This is a genomic window from Streptomyces sp. NPDC034099 (genome assembly GCF_055575415.1).
Genome location: NZ_JBVISR010000001.1, coordinates 1 through 25503, shown reverse-complemented (window position 1 = coordinate 25503; position 25503 = coordinate 1). Strand labels below are relative to the sequence as shown.

At 70.5% G+C, this 25503-nt stretch carries 20 protein-coding genes; 6 read left to right on the top strand and 14 right to left on the bottom strand.

The features are described 5' to 3' along the window. Positions 1 to 9: 9 nt before the first annotated feature. Together ACZ56V_RS00100 and pta are read right to left on the bottom strand one after the other, a co-directional pair. Positions 10 to 1230 (bottom strand): acetate kinase, encoded by a 1221-nt coding sequence (locus ACZ56V_RS00100; protein WP_398917033.1) that lies wholly within the window; start codon positions 1228 to 1230, stop codon positions 10 to 12. Next, on the bottom strand, positions 1227 to 3320 hold the full coding sequence (gene pta / locus ACZ56V_RS00095) for a phosphate acetyltransferase (RefSeq protein ID WP_467381559.1): 2094 nt from the start codon (positions 3318 to 3320) through the stop codon (positions 1227 to 1229). The genes ACZ56V_RS00100 and pta overlap by 4 nt, the downstream gene beginning before the upstream one ends. Before the next feature lie 177 nt (positions 3321 to 3497). Between pta and ACZ56V_RS00090 the strand changes: the two genes are divergently transcribed. Beyond that, entirely contained in the window at positions 3498 to 4523 is a 1026-nt protein-coding gene (locus ACZ56V_RS00090; protein ID WP_398917030.1) for an ATP-dependent 6-phosphofructokinase, read from the top strand. Between the two features lie 38 nt (positions 4524 to 4561). Here the strand turns inward: ACZ56V_RS00090 and ACZ56V_RS00085 are convergent, their stop codons facing one another. The 6 genes from ACZ56V_RS00085 to ACZ56V_RS00060 all read right to left on the bottom strand — a co-directional run bounded on the left by ACZ56V_RS00085 (position 4562) and on the right by ACZ56V_RS00060 (position 10611). Then, entirely contained in the window at positions 4562 to 5275 is a 714-nt protein-coding gene (locus ACZ56V_RS00085) for a helix-turn-helix domain-containing protein (protein WP_468938015.1), read from the bottom strand. Positions 5276 to 5355: 80 nt separating this feature from the next. After that, the gene (locus ACZ56V_RS00080) at positions 5356 to 6222 is read right to left on the bottom strand and encodes a carbohydrate ABC transporter permease (RefSeq protein ID WP_467381557.1); all 867 of its coding nucleotides are present in this window, start codon (positions 6220 to 6222) and stop codon (positions 5356 to 5358) included. Position 6223: 1 nt separating this feature from the next. Beyond that, on the bottom strand, positions 6224 to 7168 hold the full coding sequence (locus ACZ56V_RS00075; RefSeq protein WP_398917024.1) for a carbohydrate ABC transporter permease: 945 nt from the start codon (positions 7166 to 7168) through the stop codon (positions 6224 to 6226). Next, a complete protein-coding gene (locus ACZ56V_RS00070) occupies positions 7165 to 8547 on the bottom strand; it encodes an extracellular solute-binding protein (protein WP_468938010.1) in 1383 nt (460 codons plus the stop codon). The genes ACZ56V_RS00075 and ACZ56V_RS00070 overlap by 4 nt, the downstream gene beginning before the upstream one ends. 208 nt (positions 8548 to 8755) lie before the next feature. Further along, positions 8756 to 10210: a caspase family protein gene (locus ACZ56V_RS00065; RefSeq protein WP_468938007.1), complete on the bottom strand. Its 1455-nt coding sequence runs from the start codon at positions 10208 to 10210 to the stop codon at positions 8756 to 8758. Continuing rightward, entirely contained in the window at positions 10207 to 10611 is a 405-nt protein-coding gene (locus ACZ56V_RS00060; protein ID WP_399942993.1) for an effector-associated constant component EACC1, read from the bottom strand. Before ACZ56V_RS00060 ends, ACZ56V_RS00065 begins: the two co-directional genes overlap by 4 nt. 268 nt (positions 10612 to 10879) lie before the next feature. Between ACZ56V_RS00060 and ACZ56V_RS00055 the strand changes: the two genes are divergently transcribed. Next, on the top strand, positions 10880 to 11419 hold the full coding sequence (locus ACZ56V_RS00055) for a hypothetical protein (RefSeq protein WP_468938003.1): 540 nt from the start codon (positions 10880 to 10882) through the stop codon (positions 11417 to 11419). 126 nt (positions 11420 to 11545) lie between these two features. On the opposite strand, the gene ACZ56V_RS00050 is transcribed toward ACZ56V_RS00055, so the two are convergent. Both ACZ56V_RS00050 and ACZ56V_RS00045 read right to left on the bottom strand, forming a co-directional pair. Continuing rightward, positions 11546 to 12235, bottom strand: coding sequence for a response regulator (locus ACZ56V_RS00050; protein WP_468938000.1), 690 nt, complete (start codon positions 12233 to 12235; stop codon positions 11546 to 11548). Continuing rightward, complete coding sequence (locus ACZ56V_RS00045) at positions 12232 to 13902, bottom strand: sensor histidine kinase (protein ID WP_468937998.1); 1671 nt, start codon at positions 13900 to 13902, stop codon at positions 12232 to 12234. The genes ACZ56V_RS00050 and ACZ56V_RS00045 overlap by 4 nt, the downstream gene beginning before the upstream one ends. Before the next feature lie 155 nt (positions 13903 to 14057). Between ACZ56V_RS00045 and ACZ56V_RS00040 the strand changes: the two genes are divergently transcribed. The 4 genes from ACZ56V_RS00040 (at position 14058) to ACZ56V_RS00025 (ending at position 18745) form a co-directional block, all read left to right on the top strand. Beyond that, positions 14058 to 15455, top strand: a complete 1398-nt coding sequence (locus ACZ56V_RS00040; RefSeq protein ID WP_468937996.1) for a cation:dicarboxylate symporter family transporter — start codon at positions 14058 to 14060, stop codon at positions 15453 to 15455. Between the two features lie 145 nt (positions 15456 to 15600). Beyond that, positions 15601 to 15999, top strand: coding sequence for a MerR family transcriptional regulator (locus ACZ56V_RS00035; protein ID WP_398917008.1), 399 nt, complete (start codon positions 15601 to 15603; stop codon positions 15997 to 15999). An 11-nt stretch (positions 16000 to 16010) separates the two neighbouring features. Further along, positions 16011 to 16325, top strand: a complete 315-nt coding sequence (locus tag ACZ56V_RS00030; protein WP_104631750.1) for a thioredoxin — start codon at positions 16011 to 16013, stop codon at positions 16323 to 16325. A 143-nt stretch (positions 16326 to 16468) separates the two neighbouring features. Then, complete coding sequence (locus ACZ56V_RS00025; protein WP_468937992.1) at positions 16469 to 18745, top strand: HelD family protein; 2277 nt, start codon at positions 16469 to 16471, stop codon at positions 18743 to 18745. Positions 18746 to 18748: 3 nt separating this feature from the next. Here ACZ56V_RS00025 and glgB read toward each other — a convergent pair whose 3' ends face one another. The 4 genes from glgB to ACZ56V_RS00005 all read right to left on the bottom strand — a co-directional run. Then, positions 18749 to 21160 (bottom strand): 1,4-alpha-glucan branching enzyme, encoded by a 2412-nt coding sequence (gene glgB / locus ACZ56V_RS00020; protein WP_468937989.1) that lies wholly within the window; start codon positions 21158 to 21160, stop codon positions 18749 to 18751. A gap of 40 nt (positions 21161 to 21200) precedes the next feature. Then, positions 21201 to 22619: a maltokinase N-terminal cap-like domain-containing protein gene (locus tag ACZ56V_RS00015; protein WP_467381538.1), complete on the bottom strand. Its 1419-nt coding sequence runs from the start codon at positions 22617 to 22619 to the stop codon at positions 21201 to 21203. A 97-nt stretch (positions 22620 to 22716) separates the two neighbouring features. Then, positions 22717 to 24417 carry a maltose alpha-D-glucosyltransferase gene (gene treS, locus ACZ56V_RS00010; protein ID WP_468937986.1) on the bottom strand — a complete coding sequence of 567 codons (1701 nt, stop codon included), beginning with the start codon at positions 24415 to 24417 and terminating at the stop codon, positions 22717 to 22719. After that, the coding region (locus ACZ56V_RS00005; protein ID WP_468937983.1) for an alpha-amylase family glycosyl hydrolase at positions 24414 to 25503 on the bottom strand (1090 nt) is incomplete at its 5' end. The genes treS and ACZ56V_RS00005, both read right to left, overlap by 4 nt.

Here is a 25503-nt window from a genome sequence, read left to right as displayed (position 1 = left end):
GGATGCCGCTCAGGTGAGATGGGGATTCCCCGATTCATTTACCAGCGCGTAGGTCTGTGTCGCGATCTCCATTTCCTCGTCCGTCGGTACCACCGCCACCGCCACCCGCGCCCCCGCGGGCGAGATCAGCCGGGCCTCGTCGCCGCGTACGGCGTTCAGCCCGCCGTCGACCGCCAAACCCAGCCCCTCCAGGCCCGCCACGGCCGCCTCCCGCACCGGCGCCGAGTTCTCCCCGACCCCGGCCGTGAACGCCACGGCGTCCACGCGTCCGAGAACGGCGTAATAGGCGCCGATGTACTTCTTGAGCCGGTGAATGTAGATGTCGAAGGCCAGCCGCGCCCGTTCGTCGCCGGCGTCGACACGGCGGCGGATCTCCCGCATGTCGTTGTCGCCGCACAGTCCGATCAGACCGCTCCTCTTGTTGAGGAGAGTGTCGATCTCGTCGGCGGACATTCCCCCAACACGCATCAAATGGAAGATGACGGCCGGGTCCATGTCTCCCGAGCGCGTACCCATCACGAGCCCCTCCAAAGGCGTCAGTCCCATGGAGGTGTCCACGCACCGCCCGCCCCGCACCGCCGAGGCGGACGCCCCGTTGCCCAGGTGCAGCACGATGACGTTCACGTCCTCGGGTGCCTTGCCCAGCAGCCGCGCGGTCTCGCGGGAGACGTACGCGTGCGAGGTGCCGTGGAAGCCGTAGCGCCTGATGCGGTGCGCGTCGGCGGTCTCGACGTCGATCGCGTAGCGGGCCGCGGACTCCGGCATCGTCGTGTGGAAGGCCGTGTCGAAGACGGCGACCTGCGGCAGGTCGGGGCGCAGCGCCTGCGCGGTCCGGATGCCGGTGAGGTTGGCCGGGTTGTGCAGCGGGGCGACCGGCACCAGCCGCTCGATCTCGGCGAGCACGGCGTCGTCCACGACGGTCGGCTCGGTGAACTTCAGTCCGCCGTGCACCACCCGGTGTCCGATCGCGGCCAGCTCCGGCGAGTCCAGGCCGAGGCCGTCCTTGGCCAGCTCGGCCGCCACGGCCTTCAGCGCCGCCTCGTGGTCCGGGACGGCCCCGCTCCACTCACGGCCGCCGCCGGCGGCCGGCGTGTGCTTCAGCCGCGAGGTCTCCTCGCCGATCCGCTCGACGAGGCCCACGGCGAGGCGCTCGCCGCCGCGCATGTCGATCAGCTGGTACTTCACCGACGACGAGCCGGAGTTGAGAACGAGGACACGGGTGCCGGTCACTGGTCGGACGCCTTCTCACTGGGGGACTGCTGGGCCTGGATCGCCGTGATGGCGACGGTGTTGACGATGTCCTGCACGAGCGCGCCCCGGGACAGGTCGTTGACCGGCTTGCGCAGGCCCTGGAGGACCGGGCCGACCGCGATGGCGCCGGCCGAGCGCTGCACCGCCTTGTAGGTGTTGTTGCCGGTGTTCAGGTCGGGGAAGATCAGCACGCTGGCCTGCCCGGCGACCGCCGAGCCGGGCAGCTTGGTCGCGGCCACCGACGGCTCGACCGCGGCGTCGTACTGGATCGGGCCCTCGATGCTGAGGTCCGGGCGGCGCGAGCGGACCAGCTCGGTGGCCTCGCGCACCTTGTCGACGTCCGCGCCGGAACCGGACGTGCCCGTCGAGTACGACAGCATCGCGATCCGGGGCTCCACGCCGAACTGCGCCGCCGTCGACGCGGACTGGGCGGCGATGTCCGCGAGCTGTTCCGCGTCCGGGTCCGGATTGACCGCGCAGTCGCCGTAGACCAGCACCTTGTCGGCCAGGCACATGAAGAAGACGGAGGACACGATGGCGGCGTCCGGCTTGGTCTTGATGATCTCGAAGGCCGGGCGGATGGTCGCCGCCGTCGAGTGCACGGACCCCGACACCATGCCGTCGGCGAACCCTTCCTGCACCATCAGCGTCCCGAAGTAGTTCACGTCGGAGACCACGTCGTAGGCCAGCTCCACGGTCACGCCCTTGTGGGCGCGCAGGGCGGCGTACTTCTCGGCGAAGGAGTCGCGCAACTCGCTGGCGGCCGGGTCGATCAGCTGGGCGCCGCCGAGGTCGATGCCGAGGTCGGCGGCCTTCTTGCGGATCTGCTCGACCGGGCCGAGCAGCGTCAGCTCGCACACGCCCCGGCGCAGCAGCACCTCCGCCGCGTGCAGCACCCGCTCCTCGGTGCCCTCCGGCAGGACGACCCGGCGCAGGTCGGAGCGGGCCTGTTCGAGCAGCTTGTGCTCGAACATCATCGGCGTGACGCGGTCGCTGCTCGGGGCGGAGACCCGCCGGTTCAGCTCGGCGGTGTCCACATACCGCTCGAAGAGGCCGAGGGCGGTCTCCGCCTTGCGCGGGGAGGCCGCGCTCAGCTTGCCCTCCAGGGAGAACAGCCGCTCGGCGGTGGGGAAGCTGTTGCCGGTCACCGACAGCACCGGCGTGCCGGGGGCCAGCCGGGCGGCGAGGGTGAGGATGCCCTCCCCCGGCACCTCGTTCAGGGTCAGCAGGACGCCGGCTATCGGCGGGGTGCCGGCGCTGTGCGCGGCCAGCGTGCCGATCACCAGGTCGGCGCGGTCGCCGGGGGTGATGACCAGGCAGCCCGGGGTCAGGGCGCCGAGCAGGTTGGGCAGCATGGCCCCGCCGAAGACGAAGTCCAGCGCGTCGCGGGCGAGCCCGGAGTCGTCGCCGAGGACCACCCGGGCGCCCAGGGCGTGCGCGATCTGGGAGACCGTCGGCGCGGACAGGGCGGGCTCGTCCGGCACCACCCAGCACGGCACCGGCAGCCGGTGCGCCAGCCGCTCGGCGATCTCGTCCCGGTCCTCGCGCGCCACCCGGTTGGTCACCATGGCCAGCACGTCGCAGCCGAGGCCGTCGTAGGCGCGGAAGGCGTTGTGGGTCTCCGCGAGCACGGACTCGGCGCTCTGCTTGCGGCCGCCGACGACGGGGAGGACCGAGGCGCCGAACTCGTTGGCGAGCCGCGCGTTCAGCGACAGCTCGTCCGGGAACTGGGTGTCGGCGTAGTCGGTGCCGAGCACGAGCACGACGTCGTAGTCCCGCGCGACCAGGTGGAAGCGGTCGACCAGCGCGGACACCAGCTCGTCCACGCCCTGTTCGGCCTGGAGGAGGGAGGCCTCCTGGTAGTCCATGCCGTAGACCGTGGCGGGGTCCTGCGCGAGCCGGTAGCGGGCGCGCAGCAGCTCGAAGAGCCGGTCGGGCCCGTCGTGCACCAGGGGACGGAAGACGCCGACCCGGTCGACCTGCCGGGTCAGGAGCTCCATGACCCCCAGCTCGACGACCTGGCGGCCGTCGCCGCGGTCGATACCGGTCACGTACACGCTGCGCGTCACGCGTGCTCTCCGTTTCGTCGGGGTGAGCGTTTTTCGTCGGGCTGAGCGGGTGGGCGGAACCCTCTTGACAGTACCTCTGGCGACGGTTAAGGCGCCCGTCAGCGTCCACCGCCGTCCGGGCCGTGAAACAATTGAATCGGCTCACCGGTGTCAACAGCGAGCAGGAGACACAGCACGATGCGTATCGGAGTTCTCACCGCAGGCGGCGACTGCCCCGGCCTGAACGCAGTGATCCGGTCGGTCGTGCACCGAGCGGTCGACAACTACGGCGACGAGGTCATCGGCTTCGAGGACGGCTACGCCGGACTGCTGGACGGCCGGTACCGCACCCTGGACCTCAACGCGGTCAGCGGCATCCTGGCCCGCGGCGGCACCATCCTCGGCTCCTCCCGCCTGGAGCGCGACCGGCTCCGCGAGGCCTGCGAGAACGCCTCGGACATGATCCAGAACTTCGGCATCGACGCCCTGATCCCGATCGGCGGCGAGGGCACGCTCACGGCCGCCCGGATGCTGTCCGACGCCGGCCTCCCCGTCGTCGGCGTGCCGAAGACCATCGACAACGACATCTCCTCCACCGACCGCACCTTCGGCTTCGACACGGCGGTCGGCGTCGCGACCGAGGCGATGGACCGCCTCAAGACCACCGCCGAGTCCCACCAGCGCGTGATGGTCGTCGAGGTCATGGGCCGGCACGCCGGCTGGATCGCCCTGGAGTCCGGCATGGCGGCCGGCGCCCACGGCATCTGCCTGCCCGAGCGCCCCTTCGACCCCGCCGACCTGGTCAAGATGGTCGAGGAGCGCTTCGCCCGCGGCAAGAAGTTCGCCGTCGTCTGCGTCGCCGAGGGCGCTCACCCCGCCGAGGGCTCCATGGACTACGGCAAGGGCGCCATCGACAAGTTCGGCCACGAGCGCTTCCAGGGCATCGGCACCGCGCTCGCCTTCGAACTGGAGCGCAGGCTCGGCAAGGAGGCCAAGCCGGTCATCCTCGGCCACGTCCAGCGCGGCGGCGTGCCCACCGCGTACGACAGGGTGCTCGCCACCCGTTTCGGCTGGCACGCGGTGGAGGCCGCGCACCGGGGCGACTTCGGCCGGATGACGGCGCTGCGCGGCACGGAGGTCGTGATGGTGCCGCTGGCGGAGGCGGTCACCGAGCTGAAGACGGTCCCGAAGGACCGGATGGACGAGGCGGAGTCGGTCTTCTAGACCCCGGCCGTCCTCCCGCCGGCCGTGCCTTCGGGTGCCTACGGGTGTCTCTCGACCGCCGACCAGAAGTGCTCCACGATCCGGTCCAGGAAGTCCCGGCCCCCGGCACTCGAGTCGGGGGCGCCGCCGCCCCAGCTGAGGGTGGCGGTCATGCGCCCCTGGTAGTCCTGGTGCAGCACCTGGAGGACGTTCTCCAGGACGCGCCGGTCCAGTGGCGCCAGCTTGGCGATCGGGCGCACACAGCCCTGCCAGCGGGTGGTCACCGCACTCGTCAGCAGGTCGGCCAGCTTCTCCTCGCGCCCGGTGACGGTCACGAAGTCGGGCAGCGTCAGACCGAGCACGTCGGCGAGCTGGGCCGACTGACGGTCGGTGCCGCGCCAGTCGTCCGCATCCTCCATCCGCAGGTAGGCCGGGAGCCCGAGCCCGACCGCACGTGCCACGTCCTCGGGCGCCAGGCCGCGGGCCACGCGGTGCTCGCGCAGGGACTGCGGCCGGCCGATCAGCTCACCGGGCGAGCACCACAGCACCCCGGCGAGCGCGGTCAGCTCGGGGCCTTCGGGGGACGCCGTCCCCCGCTCCCAGGCGATGACGAGGTCGGGGCCGACGTACGGCAGGCCGTACGAGACCCGTATGCCGTGGGCGACGTGCTCGGGCCCCATGTTGAGGGCGGCACGCAGCCGACGGGCGGCGAGGGCGTTGAACGGGGGGCCCGACTGGCTCGGGCCGGGTGAGGGTCGGCGCACGCGCCACACCGTAGGGGGCCGAGGCGGTGCTGACTACGGGCTGTTCGGCCAGCGATACGGATTGTAGGAACGTACGGACCGGGGAGCGCTCACCCCTTCACCGCCCCGCCCAGCGCGAAGCCGCCGCCCAGCCGCCGGGAGATCAGCACGTAGAGCAGCACGACCGGCGTCGAGTAGACGATCGAGAACGCCGCCAGCTGCCCGTACGCCACCATGCCCCGGTTGCCGAAGAAGTCGTTGATACTGACCGAGGCCGGCATCTGGTCCGGGGAGAGCAGCAGCATGAAGGGGACGAAGAAGTTCCCCCACATCATCACGAACGAGAACACCGTCACCACCGCCACCCCGGGCCCCATCAGCGGCAGCACGATCCGCAGCAGCGACTGGAACGACGACGCCCCGTCCGTCCACGCCGCCTCCTCCAGTTCCTTTGGCACGCCGTCCATGAAGTTCTTCATGAGCCAGATGGCGAACGGCAGTTGCGAGGCGGCGAAGAAGAAGATCGTCCCCTGCATGGTGTCGATCATGTTGACCCGCACGAACAGGGCGTAGACGGGCACCATGATCGCCGTGATGGGGAGGCTGGTCGCGAACAGGATGCCGAGCAGGAACGGCCGGTTCAGCCGGGACCGGAAACGGGAGAGCGGATACGCCGCGAGCGCCGCGCACACCACCGTCAGCAGGGTCGCGCCGCCGCACAGGATCAGGCTGTTGAGCAGCGGGGTGAAGGTGATCTCCGGGGTGAGGATCGCGTCGAAGTTCTCCAGCGTCACCCCGTCGGGCACCTTCACGCGCAGGCTCGCGTGCGGGTCGAGGGCGGACAGCACCACCCAGGCCAGCGGCAGCACGAAGGCCGCGGCCACCACCAGCAGCCCGGCGTCGGCGGCCGCCCGCCGCCGGTTGCGCCGGGAGGAGGGGGTGCGGCGGGATGTACGGGACGTGACCGTGGACGCCATGTCAGACCTCCGTGCGCAGCAGGCGCAGGTACACGACCGAGAACAGCGAGCCGATCAGCAACAGCAGCAGCGCCACCGCCGTGCCGTACCCGATCAGGCTGTTCTGGAAGGCCTGCTCGTACATGAACAGCGGCAGCGTCTGGCTCTTGCCGCTCGGCCCGCCCCGCGTCATCACCCAGATCAGCCCGAAGACCGACAGGGTCTGCAGGGTGTTGAGCATGAGGTTGGTGCCGATGGAGCGCCGGATCATCGGCAGCGTGATGTGCCACATCCGGCGCCAGCCGCTCGCGCCGTCGACCTCGGCGGCCTCGGTGACCTCCTTGGGGATCTCGTTCAGCGCGGCCGAGTACACCAGCATCGAGAACGCCGTGCCCCGCCACACGTTGGCGAAGGACACCGCCAGGATCGGCAGCGTGAACAGCCAGTTCTGCGAGGGCAGATGGAGCCAGTCCAGGATGGCGTTGAGGGTGCCCTCGCGCCGGAAGAAGGCGTAGAGCAGGAAGCCCGCCACCACCTCCGGCAGCACCCAGGCCGTGACAACGATGCCACCGGTGAGCGTGCGGACCGGCTTCGAGGCCCGCTGCATCAGCGAGGCCAGGGCGAGCCCCAGGGTGTTCTGCCCGATCAGCGAGGACAGCACGGTGAACACCAGGGTCAGCCATACGGCGTTGAGGAACGCCTCGTCCTTGAAGGCACGGGTGAAGTTGTCGAACCCGACGAAGGACTCCTGGGCCTGACCGGTGAGCTGGAGGTCGGTGAAGGCGATGACCACGCAGTAGACGATCGGGCCGGCGAGGAAGAGCAGCAGCAGGACGACGGCGGGGGAGAGGGGCAGGGCGCGGAAGAGGGAACGGCGGACGCCGCCGGACCGGCCGCCGGAGACGGCCGGGGACACCGGGGCCTTGCGGACCCCGCGCTCCGCCTGCTCCGGCGGGGCCGCCGTCACTTGCTCACCACCTGGTTGTCGGTGGCCTCCTTGAGCGCCTCGTCGTAACCGCGCGCCGCCTCCTCGACCGACATGTCGCCGGTCGTCACGCCCTCCATCGCCTCCTGGATGGCGACGGACACCTTCGGGTACGCCGGGTAGGCGGGCCGGTAGTGGGTGTCGGCGACGAGGTCGGTGAAGAACTTGATGCCGGGCTGGGCGTCGACGTACGCGGGATCCTTCGCGACGTCCGCACGGACCGAGATGCCGGAGTTGGCGACGTACCACTTCTGGGCGTTGGCCTTGGTCTGCATCGTCTTGATGAAGTCGAAGGCCAGGTCGGGGTTGCCCGCCTTGGCCGGGATGGACCAGGTCCACCCGCCGGACATGCTCACCCTGCCGGGAGCCTGCCCGTTCTGCGTGGGCATGGCGGCGAGACCCAGCTCTTTCGACCACTCGGGCCACTCGTGCCCGCTGCCCTCCAGCCAGTCCTGCGGCAGCCAGGAGCCGTCGAGCGCGATCCCGAGCTTGCCCTGCGGCAGCAGCTCACCGCGCACCTTGGTGCCGAAGTTGGGGTCGAGTGCGTCGGAGACCTCGGGACCGAGCTTCTCCTTGTACACGGTCTCGACGAAGGAGAGGGAGTCCTCGAACCCCTGCCCCGCCGTGATCCACTTCTTGCTCCCCTTGTCGTACAGCGGATCGGAGCCGCCGTCCCCCGCGCCCGTGCCGTACAGCAGCATCTCGAAGCCCTGCATGGTGGCCGCCTCGCCGGCGGGCTTGCCCGTGTAGACGTTGATCGGCGTGACGCCCGGCACCTTCTCCTTGATGGTGCGGGCGGCGTCGAGGACCTCGTCCCAGGTCTTCGGCTGCCAGTCGGCGGGCAGCCCGGCCTTGGCGAACACTTCCTTGCTGAACCACAGGCCCCGGGTGTCCGTCCCGTCCGGAACGCCGTACGTCTTCCCGTCCTCGCCCTTCGCGGCGGCCTTCGCCGTGCCGATGAACTGGTCCCAGTCCTTCCACTCGGCCAGGTAGTCGTCGAGCGGTTTCAAGTACCCGCTGGTGATGTCCGAGTTGATGAGGAACGTGTCCTCGTAGACCAGGTCGGGGGCGGTCTTGGGGGAGCGGAGCATCTGCTGGAGCTTGGTGTAGTACTCCGAGTCCGGCGCCTTGATCGGCACCAGCTCGACCTTCTTCCCCGGGTTGGCCTTCTCGAACTGCTTCTTGATGTCGCCGAGGTAGGTGTCCATCACCTTGATGGAGTTGTCCGTCGACTGCTTGAAAGAGACCTTCACCGTGTCCGGATCACTGCCGGAGCCGCTCCCGCAGGCGGCGAGCGAGGTGGAGGCGAGCGCGGTGAGGGTGAACAGGGCGGTGAACCGGACGGTGGGGCGCACGGGCATGACCTCCTACGGGCACACGACGCTGTGGCCTGGACGGCTGCGTGGCGAACGTAAGAGGAGTGGTCTAGTCAGGTCAATGCGTGTGCGCAGGATTGCCCCCGGAGGGGGTGATCGGCCTGCCGGCCAGGACGTCCCGGACGAGGGCGTGGAGCGCTCCGCCCGTGTCGGTGAGGCAGCGGTCCTCCTGTCCGGCGACGGCGATACGGTGTTACGAATCCAGGTACACCCCTTTCCACTCAAGTGTGGCGGTACAGGAGTCGGTGTCGACGCGTCGTGCGGCGAGCACCACCTGCTTGGTCTTTTCCGGCAAAGGGGCAGAGTGTTCTACCGGGGTGTCCTCAATGGTCCGATCGTCCGCGGCCACCCGGGTCGAATCAGCGGAAAGAGACCACTCTACGGCAGCCCCGCAACTGTCCTTTAGTTGAATCTTCCCCACGAGGTCTCGATCGGACTTAGGCGATTCGAATCTAAACGTCGCCCTTATCGACTTGCCGGGGGGCAGTTGCCAAGCCCAAGTGGCCTTGTGGCATTGCTCTCCGGTGCCGCCACCGTAGCTGATGCCATAGCATCCGCCCTCGTCACCCTCCGGTTTGTCGCCCCCTTGGTATCGAAGGTCTCCATAGCTTTTGCCCGGCATGAGCATCGCGGCCACGAGAAGGCCTGCGAGAAGAAGAATCACCCCGCCCCCGAGTACCGCAGTGCCCACCGGCTTTTCGATCCATGCCGCCAATCCCCTGCGCGGGGATCTCTGAGAGGTGTCGGAAGGTGCTTCCGGCTTTCGGTCCTGCTGTAGATCTTCCCGGCGAAGACTTCCGTCGTCAGCACGGAAGGAGGTGACGCCCGCCAGGGCGCCCGACCCGGCCGTGACACCGGACCGCGGGACTGTTCGCAGTGATCCGCCCCTCGGTCCCGTATCCGCCGCAGGACGTGGGCGACCGGCCCAGCGGTTGCGGAACAGGGTGATCCGATGCCCGTCGTTTCCCGCACGCTTCTGCGGCTTTGGCAGCCCTCTTGCGATCAGTTCGTGGCGGACATGCCGGAAAAGGGACTCCATGTCCAGCAGGCTGTCGGCGTCGGGGACGCCTTCATCGATAGCCTTCACCAACTCGCCGGTGAAGGTCGTGAACTTCTCCCCGACCGGGGCCATGGCCGGTTTTCCCTTGGGGGACGCGGTGATCACATACGTCCCGTCCACTGCCGTCTGATCCGCGACAGTGTCTTGGGTGCCCATGCCGGCCAGTGCGTTCCCACTGTTGCAGCAGTCCAGAATGACGACCTTGCTCCATGCGCGGCACTCCAGGACCTCCGAGCGAAGAGCGTCGTAGGCAACGCCCCGGTACATCCGTCTACCTGGCTCGGACCCCGACAGGGCAAGCTGCAGCTCCAAGTTCTGGGACAGCAGTCCGTGGCCCGCAAAGTACACGACAAAAGCCTCACGGGCCTCGGAGGCTGCCTCGTGGACCGCGTCGAGAACCCTCTCGGACGAGGGAGGATTGTGAAGCAGAACGCAGTGATCCTTTGGCAGGCCCCAGACCTCGGGTTTCCTCAACAGCGCGGCAAGTCTCTTGAGGTTGTTACTCACCGCGGGTAAATCGTCGAGGTGACGATAGCTGTCCACTCCGATCAGTACCGCCCGAGATCTGGTGGGGTCCGGCAGACTCATCCGGCATCCCCGGACGCGGACTGTCCCTGTTGCTGTCCAGCGCTGCCGTCGTCCGTAGACGTCGCGGGCGATGCAGACCGCAGCAGACTCACGATACGGCGCACTTCCTCCTCCGAAGAGCTTTGCGTCGTTACCGACACATCATCAACGGTGATCGTTGTCGGAGGGGCCGCCGGACGTCCGGCACGCCATGTGGCATAGCTCAGTACTAGAGTCGCCAAGTCAAAGCCGTGGCTGAGGACCATGTCGATGGTCTCGGCCGCTCCCATGGTGCCGCTCGTCTGCGACGGCCGCAGCCGCATCTCCGCGTGACGCCAAATATCGTCGTCTTGACGGAACCAGTAGTACAAGTCATGAATGACCGTACTGTCGTTCGCTGCGACCGCGATCTCGATGTGCATGACGGCTCCCTACTGTCCCTACCGGGGTTGCGAGAGAGAAGGCGAGTGGCATGACGCTCGTGTGGTTGGTCCGTTCATCTGCATACCCCGTGTCATCAGGGACAGGGTAGGGGGCCGCGCTTGGCCGACATGACTGTTTTGCAAGCATGCCCGGGACCACCAGGGCGTCCAGTCGGCCGGCTCGGACCGAGGGACTGCCGGGGAGCCGGCCCTTCTCGACGCGGGTGCCCGGCATAGTCATGAGCCACCGCTGGGAGAAGGGATTCGAGTGCCGGAACGGGACGTCACGGTCGGGCAGTTGCTGCTCGCCGAGTACGAGAGCGTGAAGAGCGAGCAGAGGGCGAGGATCGGGTTCCGGGACAACCTCCTCTACGTGACGCTCGCCGTCGTGGCCGCCGTCATCGCGGCCACGGCACAGGCCGAGCAGCCCTCGATGCTCCTCGCGCTGCCGCCGGTGTGCCTCGTCCTCGGGTGGACCTACCTCGTCAACGACGAGAAGATCTCGGCGATCGGGCTCTACGTCCGGGACGACCTGGGGCCCAAGCTGGCCGAACTCGCGGCGCACGGCGGCGGGTTCGCGACCTTCGGGTGGGAGGCGTACCACCGGACCGACACCCGGCGCCGGTCCCGGAAGACGATCCAGACCGTGATCGACCTGACGGCGTTCTGCGCGGTACCGCTGGCGGCGTTGGCCGTCTTCTGGGCGAACGGGGACGCCGGTGCCCTGCTCGTCGCACTCTCGGTGCTGGAGGCGCTCGCCGTGGCGGGGCTCGCCGCGCAGGTCGTGTGGTACGCGAAGGCGGCGTGAGCGCCCCGCAGGCGGGAGGCCGTACGCACGGGGTGGCACGGTGGAAGGGGTGGAAGCCGTGACGGGGCCGTACCCGACCCGGCCGGAGACGCCGAGCAGGCCCGCAGGCCCGCAGGGCGGCACGGCTCACCGGCCCCGCGCCCACCGGTACACCAGCTCCGGGCGCCCCACCTGCCCGTACTGCGGGCTCCGGCCCGCCCGGCCCGCGTCGACCAGGTGCTCCAGGTAACGGCGGGCCGTGATGCGGGAGATGCCCACCACCTCGGCGACCCCGGCCGCCGTGAGGCCCTCGGCCGAGCCGCGCAGCGCGCCCGTCACCCGTTCCAGGGTCGGGCCGCTCAGGCCCTTGGGCAGGGCCGCCGGGCCGGGGGCGCGCAGGGTGGCCAGGGCGCGGTCCACCTCGTCCTGGCCGCTGGCCTCTCCGGCCGTGCCCCGGAACTCCGCGTAGCGCACCAGCCGGTCGCGCAGGGTGGCGAAGGTGAACGGCTTCAGCACGTACTGGACGACGCCCAGCGACACCCCCTCGCGCACCATCGTCAGGTCCCGCGCCGACGTCACCGCTATCACGTCGGTGTGATGCCCCGCCGCCCGCAGCGAACGGGCAAGCTGGAGACCGTGCACGTCCGGCAGGTGCAGGTCGAGCAGGAGCAGGTCCACCGGCGTACGGTCCAGCATCCGCCGGGCCTCCGCGCCCGTGTGGGCCTTGCCGACGGCGATGAACCCGGGCACCCGGCCGACGTACATGACGTGCGCGTCCGCGGCGACCGGGTCGTCCTCGACGACCAGGACCCGGATGGGCTGCTCGGCGGTGCTCATACGGCGCCCCCGGCGCCCGGTCTGCCCGCCGTGGTGGCCGGTGTCGCCCCGCGCCCCCCGGCGTCGCCCAGCGGCAGCCGTGCCTCGAAGCGAGCGCCGCCGGCCTCCGCCTCCGCCACGGTCAGGCTGCCGCCGTGCCGCCGTACCGCCTGCCGGACCAGCGCGAGGCCCAGGCCGCGTCCGCCCTCGCCGGCCGGCTTGGTCGAGAAGCCCCGCTGGAAGACCAGGTCGGCATGGGCGGGATCGACCCCGGCGCCGGTGTCCGACACCCGCAGCACCAGCTCGGAGCCGCCGGCACCGGAGGCCTCCGTGTACGCCGCCACCGTCACCCGCGACGGCGCCGCCCCCTGCGCCGCGTCCACCGCGTTGTCCACCAGGTTGCCCAGGATCGTCACCAGGTCCCGGGCGGGCAGCGACGGCGGCAGCAGTCCGTCGTCCAGTCGGCTGTCCTGCGACACCACCAGCTCCACTCCCCGCTCGTTGGCCTGCGCCGTCTTGCCCAGCAGCAGCGCCGCGAGCACCGGCTCGCTCACCGCCGCCACCACCTGGTCGGTGAGGGCCTGCGCCAGCTCCAGCTCCGCCGTCGCGAACTCCACGGCCTCCTCCGCCCGCCCCAGCTCGATCAGCGAGACGACCGTGTGCAGCCGGTTCGCCGCCTCGTGCGCCTGGGACCGCAACGCCTGCGTGAAACCGCGCTCCGAGTTCAGCTCGCCCGTCAGCGACTGCAGCTCGGTCACGTCCCGCAGCGTCACCACCGTGCCCCGGTGCTCACCGCCGGAGACCGGCGAGGTGTTCACCACCAGCACCCGCTCCGCCGCCAGGTGCACCTCGTCCACCCGCGGCTCCGACGCCAGCAGCGCCCCCGTCAGCTGCGAGGGCAGCCCCAGGTCCGCGACCGAGGCGCCGACCACGTCACCGCGCACGCCGAGCAACTCCCGTCCGCCGTCGTTGATCAGCGCGACCCGGTACTGCCCGTCCAGCATCAGCAGCCCCTCCCGCACCGCGTGCAGCGCCGCCTGATGGTAGTCGTGCATCCGGCTCAGCTCGTCCGCGTTCATCCCGTGCGTGTGCCGGCGCAGCCGCGCGTTGATCACGTACGTACCGACCGCCCCGAGCAGCAGCGCCCCGGCCGCCACCCCCGTCAGGGCCGTGAGCTGCTCCCGCGCCCGCTTGCTGATCTCCTCGACCTTGATCCCGGCGGAGACGAGGCCGACGATCCGGCCGTCGTCCGTGATCGGTGCGACCGCCCGTACCGAGGGGCCGAGCGTGCCCGTGTAGGTCTCGGTGAAGGTCTCGCCCCGCTGCGCGCGCTCGATGTGGCCCTGGAAGGGATGGCCGATTTGGTTCGGCTTGGGGTGGGTCCAGCGGATGCCCTGCGGGTTCATGATCGTCACGAAGTCCACGTCGGTGTCCCGCATGACCCGCACCGCGTACGGCTGGAGACGCGCCGTCGGGTCCGGGGTGCGGATCGCCTCCGCCACGGACGGCGAGTCGGCGATCGCCAGCGACACCGCCCTGGCCTGGCGCCCGGCCGCCTCCTCCGCCTGCCCCCGGTCGCTGATGTAGCTGAACAGCGCGTAGCCGACCACGACGACCGCTATCAGTACGGCCTGCATGGCGAAGAGCTGCCCGGCCAGGCTCCGGGGTCTCGGGACACGGAGGTGCATGCCGCCAGTCTCCCTCGTGGCTGGATTGTGAACTAAATGAACGCAAGGGTGACCGCGCTCACACGCCGGGAGATAGTCACCGCATCCCCGATACAAACCCCCGGACGTGAGCCGCACGCCGGTGAGTACCGACGACGCCGTCAAGGAGGGCAGCCGTGACCAGCAACGCCGCTACGGCACCTGCCGCACCCAAAGCCAAGCGCGACCGCACGCACTATCTCTACATCGCCGTGATCATCGCGGTCGCCCTCGGTATCGCCGTCGGTCTGATCGCCCCGGACTTCGCCACCGAGCTGAAGCCGCTCGGCACCGGCTTCGTGAACCTGATCAAGATGATGATCTCGCCGATCATCTTCTGCACGATCGTGCTGGGCATCGGCTCGGTCCGCAAGGCCGCCAAGGTCGGCGCGGTCGGGGGCATCGCCCTCGTCTACTTCCTGGTGATGTCGCTGGTGGCGCTCGCCATCGGCCTGATCGTCGGCAACATCCTGGACCCCGGCACGGGCCTCGCGGTCACCGACGCCGTCAAGGAGACCGGCCAGGCACAGGTCGACGCGGAGGCCAAGGGCACCGTCGACTTCCTGATCGGCATCATCCCGACGACGATCGTCTCGGCGTTCACCGCGGGCGAGGTCCTGCAGACCCTGCTGGTCGCCCTGCTCTGCGGCTTCGCGCTGCAGGCCATGGGCAACGCCGGCCAGCCCGTGCTGCGCGGCATCGAGCACATCCAGCGGCTGGTCTTCCGCGTCCTGGCGATGATCATGTGGGCGGCCCCGGTCGGTGCCTTCGGCGCCATCGCCGCCGTCACCGGCTCGGCCGGCGTCGACGCGCTCAAGAGCCTGGCCGTGCTGATGCTCGGCTTCTACGTCACCTGTTTCCTCTTCCTCTTCCTGGTGCTGGGCACGGTGCTGCGCGTCGTGGCCGGGATCAACGTCTTCTCGCTCTTCAAGTACCTGGGCCGCGAGTTCCTGCTGATCCTGTCCACCTCCTCGTCGGAGTCGGCGCTGCCGCGCCTCATCGCGAAGATGGAGCACCTGGGTGTCAGCAAGCCGGTGGTCGGCATCACCGTCCCGACCGGCTACTCGTTCAACCTCGACGGCACCATGATCTACATGACCATGGCCTCGCTGTTCATCTCGGACGCCATGGGTACGCCGATGTCGATCGGCGAGCAGATCCCGCTGCTGCTCTTCCTGCTGGTGGCCTCCAAGGGCGCCGCCGGTGTCTCCGGCGCCGGTCTCGCCACGCTGGCCGGCGGCCTGCAGTCGCACAAGCCCGCCCTGGTGGACGGCATCGGCCTGATCGTCGGCATCGACCGCTTCATGAGCGAGGCCCGCGCCCTGACCAACTTCGGCGGCAACGCCGTCGCCACCGTCCTCATCGGCACCTGGACCAAGGAGATCGACAAGGACCGGGTGAACGAGGTGCTCGCCGGCCGGGCCCCGTTCGACGAGAAGACGCTGCTCGACGACGGCCACGGCACCGCCGGCGGCGAGGACGCGCCGGACCACCTGCCCGAGCAGGGCGGCGAGAAGGAGCTGGCGAAGGCCTGACGTCCGTACGACGCCCCCGTACGCCGGGCGGCTGAGGTGCTCCCCCCGTTGCTCAGCCGCCCGGCCCCCCGAAGAAGCCCCGCGCCCTCCCCCCGGCGCGGGGCTTCTTGCCTTGACGTCCGGGTCAAGGCTTACGTTCGTCGGCATGCGAATCGGCGAGCTGGCCGCACGGGCCGGGACCACCACGCGGACGCTGCGGTACTACGAGTCGCGGGGCCTGCTGCCCGCGCGGCGGGGCGACAACGGCTACCGCACCTACGACGAGGACGACCTGAAGCTGCTGCGGCAGATCAGGACCCTCCAGGACTTCGGGTTCGACCTGGAGGAGACCCGCCCCTTCGTGGAGTGCCTGCGCGCCGGGCACCCCGAGGGCGACTCCTGCCCGGCGTCCCTGGTGGTCTACCGGCGCAAGCTGGGCGAGCTGGACACGCTGATCGAGCAGCTCACGTCGGTGCGCGCGCAGGTCGCCGCGCAGCTGACGCGGGCCGAGGCGGCGGCTCCGGGGGGTCCGGAGCCCAAGTGCGAACTGGGAGGACACGGATGAAGACCAGCGGGGTGCCCGAGGTGACGGACGCGGACTTCGCGACGGAGGTGATCGGGTCGGACCTGCCCGTGCTGGTGGAGTTCACCGCCGACTGGTGCCCGCCCTGCCGGCAGATGGCGCCGGTGCTCGGCGCGCTGGCCGAGGAGGAGGGCGACCGGCTGAGGGTGGTGCAGCTGAACGTCGACCGGAACCCGGCGACCACGAACGCGTACAAGGTGCTGTCGATGCCGACGTTCATGGTGTTCCGCGGAGGCGAGCCGGTGAAGTCGATGGTCGGCTCCCGGCCCAAGCGGCGGCTCCTGGAGGAACTGGCCGACGTGCTCTGACCGGGCCCGGCAGACCGGTCGGCACCCGTCGGCACACGAAAAAATCCCCCGAGCAATTGCGCTCGGGGGATTTCTCTGCGTATATTCATTGATTCGTGACTTCAGAAAAATGAGGTCGCGAAGAAGTTCAGTAGGCACAGTATATGCGGCCGGGAGTGGAATTGTCAAACACCGAATTTCCGGACGATGAATTGCTGCACGAGCAGGAATTCATCGACGGACTGTACGCGCGCGTGGACGCGCTGCGCGGCGACGCCGAGGACTCCGTCACCGACGCGCTCGCGCAGGGCAACACCCCCCAGCAGGCCCGCCTGGAGCGGGACATCCTGGTCGCCGAGCGCTCCGGGCTGCTCGCCGCGCTCAACGCGGTGGACGGCTCCCTCTGCTTCGGCCGGATCGACCTCACCTCCGGGCAGGCCCACCACATCGGCCGCATCGGACTCCGCGCCGACGACGCCGAACGCACCCCGGTCCTCATCGACTGGCGGGCCGGTGTCGCCCGCCCCTTCTACCTGGCCACCGGCCACACCCCGATGGGGCTGCGCCGCCGCCGGCACATCACCAGCGAGGGCCGTACGGTCACCGCGCTGCACGACGAGATCCTCGACCTCGGCGACGAGAGGCGCACCGGCCACGAGGACCCCTCCGGCGACGCCGTGCTGCTCGCCGCGCTGAACTCCGCGCGCACCGGCCGCATGGGCGACATCGTGCAGACCATCCAGGCCGACCAGGACCGCATCATCCGCGCCCCGCACCGCGGCGTCCTGGTCGTCGAGGGCGGCCCCGGCACCGGCAAGACCGCCGTCGCCCTGCACCGCGCCGCCTACCTCCTCTACGAGCACCGTGAACTGCTCGCCAAGCGCGCCGTCCTCATCGTCGGCCCCAACCCGGCCTTCCTCGGCTACATCGGCGAGGTGCTGCCCTCGCTCGGCGAGACCGGCGTGCTCCTCGCCACCGTCGGCGAGCTGTTCCCCGGCGTGAAGGCCACCGCCGCGGACACCCCCGAGGCGGCGGCCGTGAAGGGCCGGGCCGGCATGGCCGACGTGCTCGCCGAGGCGGTCCGCGACCGGCAGGCGCTGCCCGACCCGGTCATCGCGATCGAGCACGACCGCGAGATCCTCATGCTGGACGACGACCTGGTCAACGTCGCCCGCGAGCGCACCCGGGCCGCGAAGCTGCCGCACAACGCGGCCCGCGAGCACTTCGAGGGCCACATCCTCAACACCCTGACCGACATGGTCGCCGAGCGCATCGGCACCGACCCCTACGACGGCGGCAATCTCCTCGACCCCAGCGACATCACCCAGATCCGCGACGAACTCGCCGAGAACCCCGAGGTCTGGTCCGCCATCGACCGGCTGTGGCCCAGGCTCACCCCGCAGCGCCTGGTCGCCGACCTCCTCGCCGCCCCCGAGGCATTCCTTCCCGCCGAGGACGCCGCCGCCGTCCGCCGCCCGGTCACCCGGCGCTGGACCGTCGCCGACGTGCCCCTGCTGGACGAGGCGGCCGAACTGCTCGGCGTGGACGACCGGATCGCCCGCTCCCGCGCCGAACGCGAGCGCGAGGAGCAGATCGCCTACGCGCAGGGCGTGCTGGACGTGTCGTACGCGTCCCGGACCTACGAGTTCGAGGACAAGGACGAGGAGGACGCCGAGGTCCTGTCCGCGCACGACATCATCGACGCCGAGCGGTTCGCCGAGCGCCAGGAGGAGGACGACCACCGCAGCGCCGCCGAGCGCGCGGCGGCCGACCGCACCTGGGCCTTCGGGCACATCATCGTGGACGAGGCGCAGGAGCTGTCCCCGATGGCCTGGCGGCTGCTGATGCGCCGCTGCCCGACCCGCTCCATGACCCTGGTCGGCGACCCGGCGCAGACCGCGGAGGCCGCCGGTGTCGGCTCCTGGTCGAAGATCCTCGCCCCCTACGTCGAGGACCGCTGGGAGCACACCCGCCTGGGCGTCAACTACCGCACCCCGGCCGAGATCATGGACCTGGCGGCGGCCGTGGTCCGTGCCGAGGACCCGGAGTTCACGCCGCCGAGTTCGGTGCGCTCGACGGGCGTACGCCCCTGGGTCCGGGCCACCGGCGACCTCCCGGCCGCCGTCGCCGAGGCGGCCCGGGAACTGGCCCCTGAGGAGGGTCGCCTCGCCGTCATCGCCCCGCGCGAGCTGCACCGGGCTCTCGCGTCCCGGCTCGACGGCGTGACGGCGGGCGCCGAGCCGGATCTGACGCGGAAGACGGTCCTCCTGGACCCGCGCCAGTCCAAGGGCCTGGAGTTCGACTCCGTCCTGGTCGTCGAGCCCGGCCGCTACGGCACCAGCGACCTGTACGTCGCCCTCACCCGCGCCACCCAGCGCCTCGCCGTCCTGCACAGCGAGCCGCTGCCGAAGGGGCTGGTGGACGCGGGCGACGCGGGCTGACGGTCAGGCCGGGCGCAGCCACACCGTCGCCAGGGGCGGCAGGGTCAGGCGGATGCTCGCCGGGCGGCCGTGCCACCCCTGCGCCTCCGGCTTGACCGGGTCCGGGTTGACCACGTCGCCGCCGCCGTACCGGGCGGCGTCGGTGTTGAGCACCTCGTGCCAGGCCGGGACGTCGTCGGGAACGCCGAGGCGGTAGCCGGAGCGGACCACCGGGGCGAAGTTCGACACCGCGAGCAGCGGGGTGCCGTCGGCGTCCAGGCGCAGGAAGGCCAGTACGTCGTCCTCGGCGGCGTCCCCGGCCACCCAGGCGAACCCGGAGGGATGGGTGTCGCGCCGCCACAGCGCGGGCGTGGCCCGGTAGACGGTGTTCAGGTCCCGCACCAGGTCGCGCACGCCCCGGTGGTCCGCCGCCGCCCCGTACTCCGGGTCCAGCAGCCACCAGTCGGGGCCGTGCGCCTCCGACCACTCCGCGCCCTGGGCGAACTCCTGTCCCATGAACAGCAGTTGCTTGCCGGGGTGGGCCCACATGTAGCCCAGGTACGCCCGTTCGTTGGCACGCTGCTGCCACCAGTCACCGGGCATCTTCGACACCAGCGACTTCTTGCCGTGCACCACCTCGTCGTGCGATATCGGCAGCACGTAGTTCTCGCTGTACGCGTACACCATGGAGAAGGTCAGCTCGCCGTGGTGGTACTTGCGGTGCACCGGCTCGCGGCTCATGTACTCGAGCGAGTCGTGCATCCACCCCATGTTCCACTTCAGCCCGAAGCCCAGTCCGCCGAAGCCGCTCGGCCCCTGGTGGTGCGTGGCCCGCGTGACCCCGTCCCAGGCCGTCGACTCCTCCGCCACCGTCACGACGCCGGGCACCCGCCGGTACAGCGTCGCGTTCATCTCCTGGAGGAACGCCACCGCGTCCAGGTTCTCCCGGCCGCCGTGCTCGTTCGGCGTCCACTGGCCCGGCTCGCGCGAGTAGTCCAGGTACAGCATCGAGGCGACGGCGTCCACGCGGAGGCCGTCGATGTGGAACTCCTCGCACCAGTACACGGCGTTGGCCACCAGGAAGTTGCGCACCTCCCGGCGGCCGAAGTCGAACTCCAGCGTTCCCCAGTCCGGATGCGCCGCCCGCAGCGGGTCGGAGTGCTCGTACAGCGGGCGCCCGTCGAACTGGGCCAGCGCCCAGTCGTCGCGCGGGAAGTGCGCCGGCACCCAGTCCATCAGCACACCGATCCCGGCCCGGTGCAGCCGGTCGACCAGGTACTTGAAGTCGTCGGGGTCGCCGAGCCGGGCCGTGGGCGCGTAGAAGCCGGTGACCTGGTAGCCCCAGGAGCCGCCGAAGGGGTGCTCGGCGACCGGCATCAGCTCGACGTGGGTGAAGCCCAGGTCCGCGACGTAGGCGGGGAGCTGCTCCGCCAGCTCGCGGTAGGTCAGGCCGGGACGCCAGGACGGCAGGTGGACCTCGTACACCGACATCGGCGCCTCGTGCGCGGGCGCGTCCGCGCGGTGGGCCAGCCACTCCTCGTCGCCCCACGTGTAGTCCGAGGCGTGCACGACGGAGGACGTGGCGGGCGGCACCTCCGTACGGCGGGCCAGCGGGTCCGCGCGGAAGGTGCGGGAGCCGTCGGGCCGGGTGATCTCGAACTTGTACAGCTCGCCCGCGCCGACGCCGGGCAGGAACAGCTCCCACACCCCGGTCGGGCCGAGGGAGCGCATCGGGTGGCCGGTACCGTCCCAGAAGTTGAAGCCGCCGGCCACCCGGACCCCGCGCGCGTTCGGTGCCCACACCGCGAACCGGGTGCCCGCCACCCCGTCCCGCGTCGTCGGGTGCGCGCCGAGCGCCCGCCACAGCTGCTCGTGCCGCCCCTCGCCGATCAGGTGCAGGTCCAGCTCGCCCAGGGTGGGCAGGAAGCGGTACGGGTCCTCGGCCTCCTGGACCGTCCCCTCGTACGTCACGAGCAGCCGGTGGACCGGGACCTCGTCCAGCGGCACGAGACCGGAGAAGAACCCGTCACCGTCGTCGTGCAGCTCGACCCGCAGCTCCCCGGACAGCACGGTCACCGCCAGGGCGTACGGCCGGAACGCGCGGAACGCGACCCCGCCGGGCACCCGGTGGGCGCCGAGCACCGCGTGCGGATCGTGGTGCGTGCCGGAGAGCAGCCGCTCCCGGTCGCCGGCGTCCAGCGCGGGGGAGACGGCGCCCTCGGTCTCGGGGGAGGCGACGGCGGCTGCCGACCCCGCCCCGGGCGCGGTCTTCGTCGGGGCCGCCTTCTTGAGGGCCGTCTTCTTGGCGACGGCCTTCTTCGTGACTGCCTTCTTGGTGACTGCCTTCTTCGCGGCCTTGGCCGTCTCCTTCCCGGCTGTCTTCTTCCCGGTCGTCTTCTTCGGGTCGGGGCCGCTGGACGAGGGGCGGGGGGTCACGGGCGGGGCCTCCTGGGCGAAGTGGGAGCGGGCGTGGGCGTCATGCGGGCTCGGGCACGGACAGGCGGCGCACCGCCGCCAGGGGCACGGGGAGCCAGTCGGGACGGTGCCGGGCCTCGTACAGGACCTCGTAGACCGCCTTGTCCGTCTCGTAGGCGCGCAGCAGCACCGGATCGGTGCGCGGGTCCCGGCCGCCGGCCTCCGCGTACCCGGTGCAGTACGCGGCCCGGCAGGACTCGGCCCAGCCCGGCACGCGTACCTCGGCCGAGTGGGCGGCGTAGTCGAAGGAGCGCAGCATCCCGGCGACGTCCCGCGCCGCCGGCTGCGGCAGCCGGCGCTCGGCCAGGGGTTTCGCCGGCTCGCCCTCGAAGTCGATCAGCGACCACTCCCCGTCGGGCGAGCGCAGGCACTGGCCGAGGTGCAGGTCGCCGTGGACGCGCTGCGCGGTCCAGGTGCGGCCCTCCGCGGCCAGGTCGGCCAGCGCGGTGAACGCCGTCCGCAGCGCGGGTGCGTACGACCGCAGCAGGGGTACCGCCTGCGCGGCCTCCTCCAGCCGCTCGATCATGCCGTCGGAGAGCTGCCGCGCCTGGGTGTGGCCGAGGGTGACGGTCGGCAGCGCGCGGGCCAGCGCGGTGTGCACCTCGGCGGTGGCCCGCCCCAGCGCCCGGGCCTCGGCGACGAAGTCCTCGCCCTTGGCCAGCTCGCGCAGCGCCAGCTCCCAGCCGTCGGTCGCACCCTGCAGATAGGGCTGGAGCACGCCCAGCACCCAGGACCCGTCGGCCAGGTCGGCCATCATCCATCCCGCCGGGGCCGGCACCCGGGGGCAGCCCTCCCGGGCCAGGGCCAGCGGCAGCTCCAGGTCGGGATTGACGCCGGGCACGATCCGCCGCAGCAGCTTGAGAATGAACGTATCTCCGTACACGACCGACGAGTTGGACTGCTCGGCGGTCATCAGCCGCGGCACCAGCCCGCCGCGTATCCCGCCCGTGCGCATCTCCTGTCCCGGCTCCGGCTCCCCGCGCTCGAAGCGCAGAGCGCCGATACGGGCCCGCGTGCGCAGCGCCTCCAGCAGCACCTCGGCGGGGCGGGTGTCGTACAGGGCGTCGTAGGCGGTGCGTCCGGCCGCCGGGCCCTCGGTCACATGCCCGATCAGCGCGGGCGCGAGCCGGGGCGGCAACGCCTCGCGCGTGCCGATCAGGAGCTGGTAGCAATCGCCGGGCTCCTCGGCCGCGCCACCGGCGGGCGTGTGCGGCTGGTGGGCGCGGACCAGCACGTGGTGGAGGCCGAGGCGAGAGTCGGCCGGGAGCAGTTCGGTGGCCGCGACCAGCGAGAAGCCGGTGACCGGGCGCCCCTTGCCGGCGAACCAGCGCTGCCGCGGCAGCCACTCCCGCAGCAGCGGATCAAGTGACGCAAGGAGGCCCGGAGGGCTCGTATCGGTGCGTATGACGGCTTCCGACATGGCGTCGCGTCCTTTCCCCGGGATCGTCGGGGTGGTTACTGATGCGTGCCCCGGGCGGAACGGTGGAAACCGCCTCGCCCGGGGACGGGGCCGGTATCTAGACGGCGTCCTTGCGCAGCCGGAACCAGTAGAAGCCGTGACCGCCCAGGGTCAGCAGGTACGGCAGGTCACCGACGGCCGGGAAGCGGACCCCGCCGAACAGCTCGACCGGATGGCGTCCGCCGAAGGCGCTGAGGTCCAGCTCCGTGGGCTGTGCGAACCGGGAGAAGTTGTGGACGCACAGCACCAGGTCGTCCCCGTACTCCCGCAGGAAGGCAAGGACCGCCGGGTTGGAGGAGGGCAGCTCGGTGTAGGTGCCCAGGCCGAAGGCCACGTTCTGCTTGCGGATCTCGATCATGCGGCGGGTCCAGTGCAGCAGGGACGAGGGCGAGGCCATGGACGCCTCGACGTTCGTCACCTGGAAGCCGTAGACCGGGTCCATGATCGTGGGCAGGAACAGGCGCCCCGGATCGGACGAGGAGAAGCCCGCGTTGCGGTCGGGCGTCCACTGCATCGGGGTGCGGACCGCGTCGCGGTCGCCGAGCCAGATGTTGTCCCCCATGCCGATCTCGTCACCGTAGTAGAGGATCGGCGAGCCCGGCAGGGACAGCAGCAGGGCGGTGAACAGCTCGATCTGGTTGCGGTCGTTGTCGAGCAGCGGGGCCAGGCGCCGGCGGATGCCGATGTTGGCGCGCATGCGCGGGTCCTTGGCGTACTCCGCGTACATGTAGTCGCGCTCTTCGTCGGTGACCATTTCCAGGGTCAGCTCGTCGTGGTTGCGCAGGAAGATGCCCCACTGGCAGCCGGACGGGATCGCGGGGGTCTTGGCGAGGATCTCGGAGACCGGGTAGCGCGACTCCCTTCTGACCGCCATGAAGATGCGGGGCATGACCGGGAAGTGGAAGGCCATGTGGCACTCGTCGCCGCCGGCCGCGAAGTCGCCGAAGTAGTCGACCACGTCCTCCGGCCACTGGTTGGCCTCCGCCAGTACCACCGTGTCCGGATACTGCGCGTCGATCTCCTTGCGCACCCGCTTCAGGAAGGCGTGCGTGGCCGGGAGGTTCTCGCAGTTGGTGCCCTCCTCCTGGTAGAGGTACGGCACCGCGTCCAGGCGGAACCCGTCGATGCCCAGGTCCAGCCAGAACTTCAGCGCGGAGATCATCTCCTCCTGCACGGCCGGGTTCTCGTAGTTGAGGTCCGGCTGGTGGGAGAAGAAGCGGTGCCAGTAGTACTGCTTGCGCACCGGGTCGTAGGTCCAGTTGGACGCCTCGGTGTCGACGAAGATGATCCGCGCGTCCTGGAACTGCTTGTCGTCGTCGGCCCAGACGTAGTAGTCGCCGTAGGGGCCGTCCGGGTTGGTGCGGGACTCCTGGAACCACGGGTGCTGGTCGCTGGTGTGGTTCATGACGAAGTCGATGATCACGCGCATGCCGCGCTGGTGGGCGGCGTCCACGAACTCCACGAAGTCGGCCAGGTCGCCGAACTCGGGCAGGACGGCGGTGTAGTCGGAGACGTCGTAGCCGCCGTCGCGCAGCGGCGACTTGAAGAAGGGCGGGAGCCACAGGCAGTCCACGCCCAGCCATTGCAGGTAGTCCAGCTTGGCGGTCAGGCCCTTGAGGTCGCCGACGCCGTCGCCGTTGCTGTCCTGGAAGGAGCGGACGAGGACCTCGTAGAAGACGGCTCGTTTGAACCAGTCCGGGTCGCGGTCCTTGGCGGGGGTGTCCTCGAAGGTGTCCGGCACGGGCTCGTTGACGATCATGTGATGGGTGACCCTCCGATCTGCGGGTGGGACGGTCGCAGAACCGTGCAGACGTGCGCGGGCGTACGGCCCGGCTCCAGGCGCACATAGTTGGCCCTGCCCCAGTGGTAGGTCTCGCCGGTCAGCTCGTCGCGCACCGGCACCGACTCGTGCCAGTCCAGGCCGAGTTGCGGCATGTCCAACGAGACCGTGGCCTCCTGGGTGTGGCGGGGGTCGAGGTTCACGACCACCAGAACCGTGTTCGATCCCTGCCGCTTCGAGTAGGCGATCACCTCCTCCTTGTCCGTGGGGTGGAAGTGCAGATCGCGCAGCTGGCGGAGAGCCGGGTTCTCGCGCCGGATGGTGTTGAGGCGGGTGATGAGGGGGGCGATGGTGGTGCCCTCGCGGGCGGCGGTGGCCCAGTCGCGGGGTTTGAGCTGGTACTTCTCCGAGTCGAGGTATTCCTCGCTGCCTTCGCGCAGGGGGGTGTTCTCGCAGAGTTCGTAGCCGCTGTAGATGCCCCAGGTGGGGGAGAGGGTGGCGGCGAGGACGGCGCGGACCTCGAAGGCGGGGCGGTGGCCGTGCTGGAGGTAGGCGTGCAGGATGTCGGGGGTGTTGGTGAAGAGGTTGGGCCGCATGTAGGCGGCGGCCTCCCCCGACAGTTCGGTGAGGTACTCGGTGAGTTCCTGCTTGGTGTTGCGCCAGGTGAAGTAGGTGTAGGACTGCTGGAAGCCGATCTGGGCGAGGGTGTGCATCATCGCGGGGCGGGTGAAGGCCTCGGCCAGGAAGATGACGTCGGGGTCGGAGCCGTTGACGTCGGCGATGACGCGTTCCCAGAAGGCGACGGGTTTGGTGTGGGGGTTGTCGACGCGGAAGATCCGCACGCCGTGGTCCATCCACAGGCGCAGGATGCGCACGGTTTCGGCGTGGAGTCCTTCGGGGTCGGCGTCGAAGGCGATGGGGTAGATGTCCTGGTACTTCTTGGGCGGGTTCTCGGCGTGGGCGATCGAGCCGTCGGGGCGGTGGTGGAACCAGTCGGGGTGTTTGTGGACCCAGGGGTGGTCGGGGGAGCACTGGAGGGCGAAGTCGAGGGCGATCTCCAGGCCG

Excerpts from the sequence above, each read along its gene's own strand:
- ACZ56V_RS00090 (WP_398917030.1), top strand. The coding sequence starts at position 3,498 with ATGCGTATCGGAGTTCTCACCGCAGGCGGCGACTGCCCCGGCCTGAAC.
- ACZ56V_RS00080 (WP_467381557.1), bottom strand. The coding sequence starts at position 6,222 with ATGGCGTCCACGGTCACGTCCCGTACATCCCGCCGCACCCCCTCCTCC.
- ACZ56V_RS00070 (WP_468938010.1), bottom strand. The coding sequence starts at position 8,547 with ATGCCCGTGCGCCCCACCGTCCGGTTCACCGCCCTGTTCACCCTCACC.
- ACZ56V_RS00065 (WP_468938007.1), bottom strand. The coding sequence starts at position 10,210 with ATGAGTCTGCCGGACCCCACCAGATCTCGGGCGGTACTGATCGGAGTG.
- ACZ56V_RS00060 (WP_399942993.1), bottom strand. The coding sequence starts at position 10,611 with ATGCACATCGAGATCGCGGTCGCAGCGAACGACAGTACGGTCATTCAT.
- ACZ56V_RS00050 (WP_468938000.1), bottom strand. The coding sequence starts at position 12,235 with ATGAGCACCGCCGAGCAGCCCATCCGGGTCCTGGTCGTCGAGGACGAC.
- ACZ56V_RS00045 (WP_468937998.1), bottom strand. The coding sequence starts at position 13,902 with ATGCACCTCCGTGTCCCGAGACCCCGGAGCCTGGCCGGGCAGCTCTTC.
- ACZ56V_RS00035 (WP_398917008.1), top strand. The coding sequence starts at position 15,601 with ATGCGAATCGGCGAGCTGGCCGCACGGGCCGGGACCACCACGCGGACG.
- ACZ56V_RS00025 (WP_468937992.1), top strand. The coding sequence starts at position 16,469 with ATGCGGCCGGGAGTGGAATTGTCAAACACCGAATTTCCGGACGATGAA.
- ACZ56V_RS00015 (WP_467381538.1), bottom strand. The coding sequence starts at position 22,619 with ATGTCGGAAGCCGTCATACGCACCGATACGAGCCCTCCGGGCCTCCTT.
- treS (WP_468937986.1), bottom strand. The coding sequence starts at position 24,417 with ATGATCGTCAACGAGCCCGTGCCGGACACCTTCGAGGACACCCCCGCC.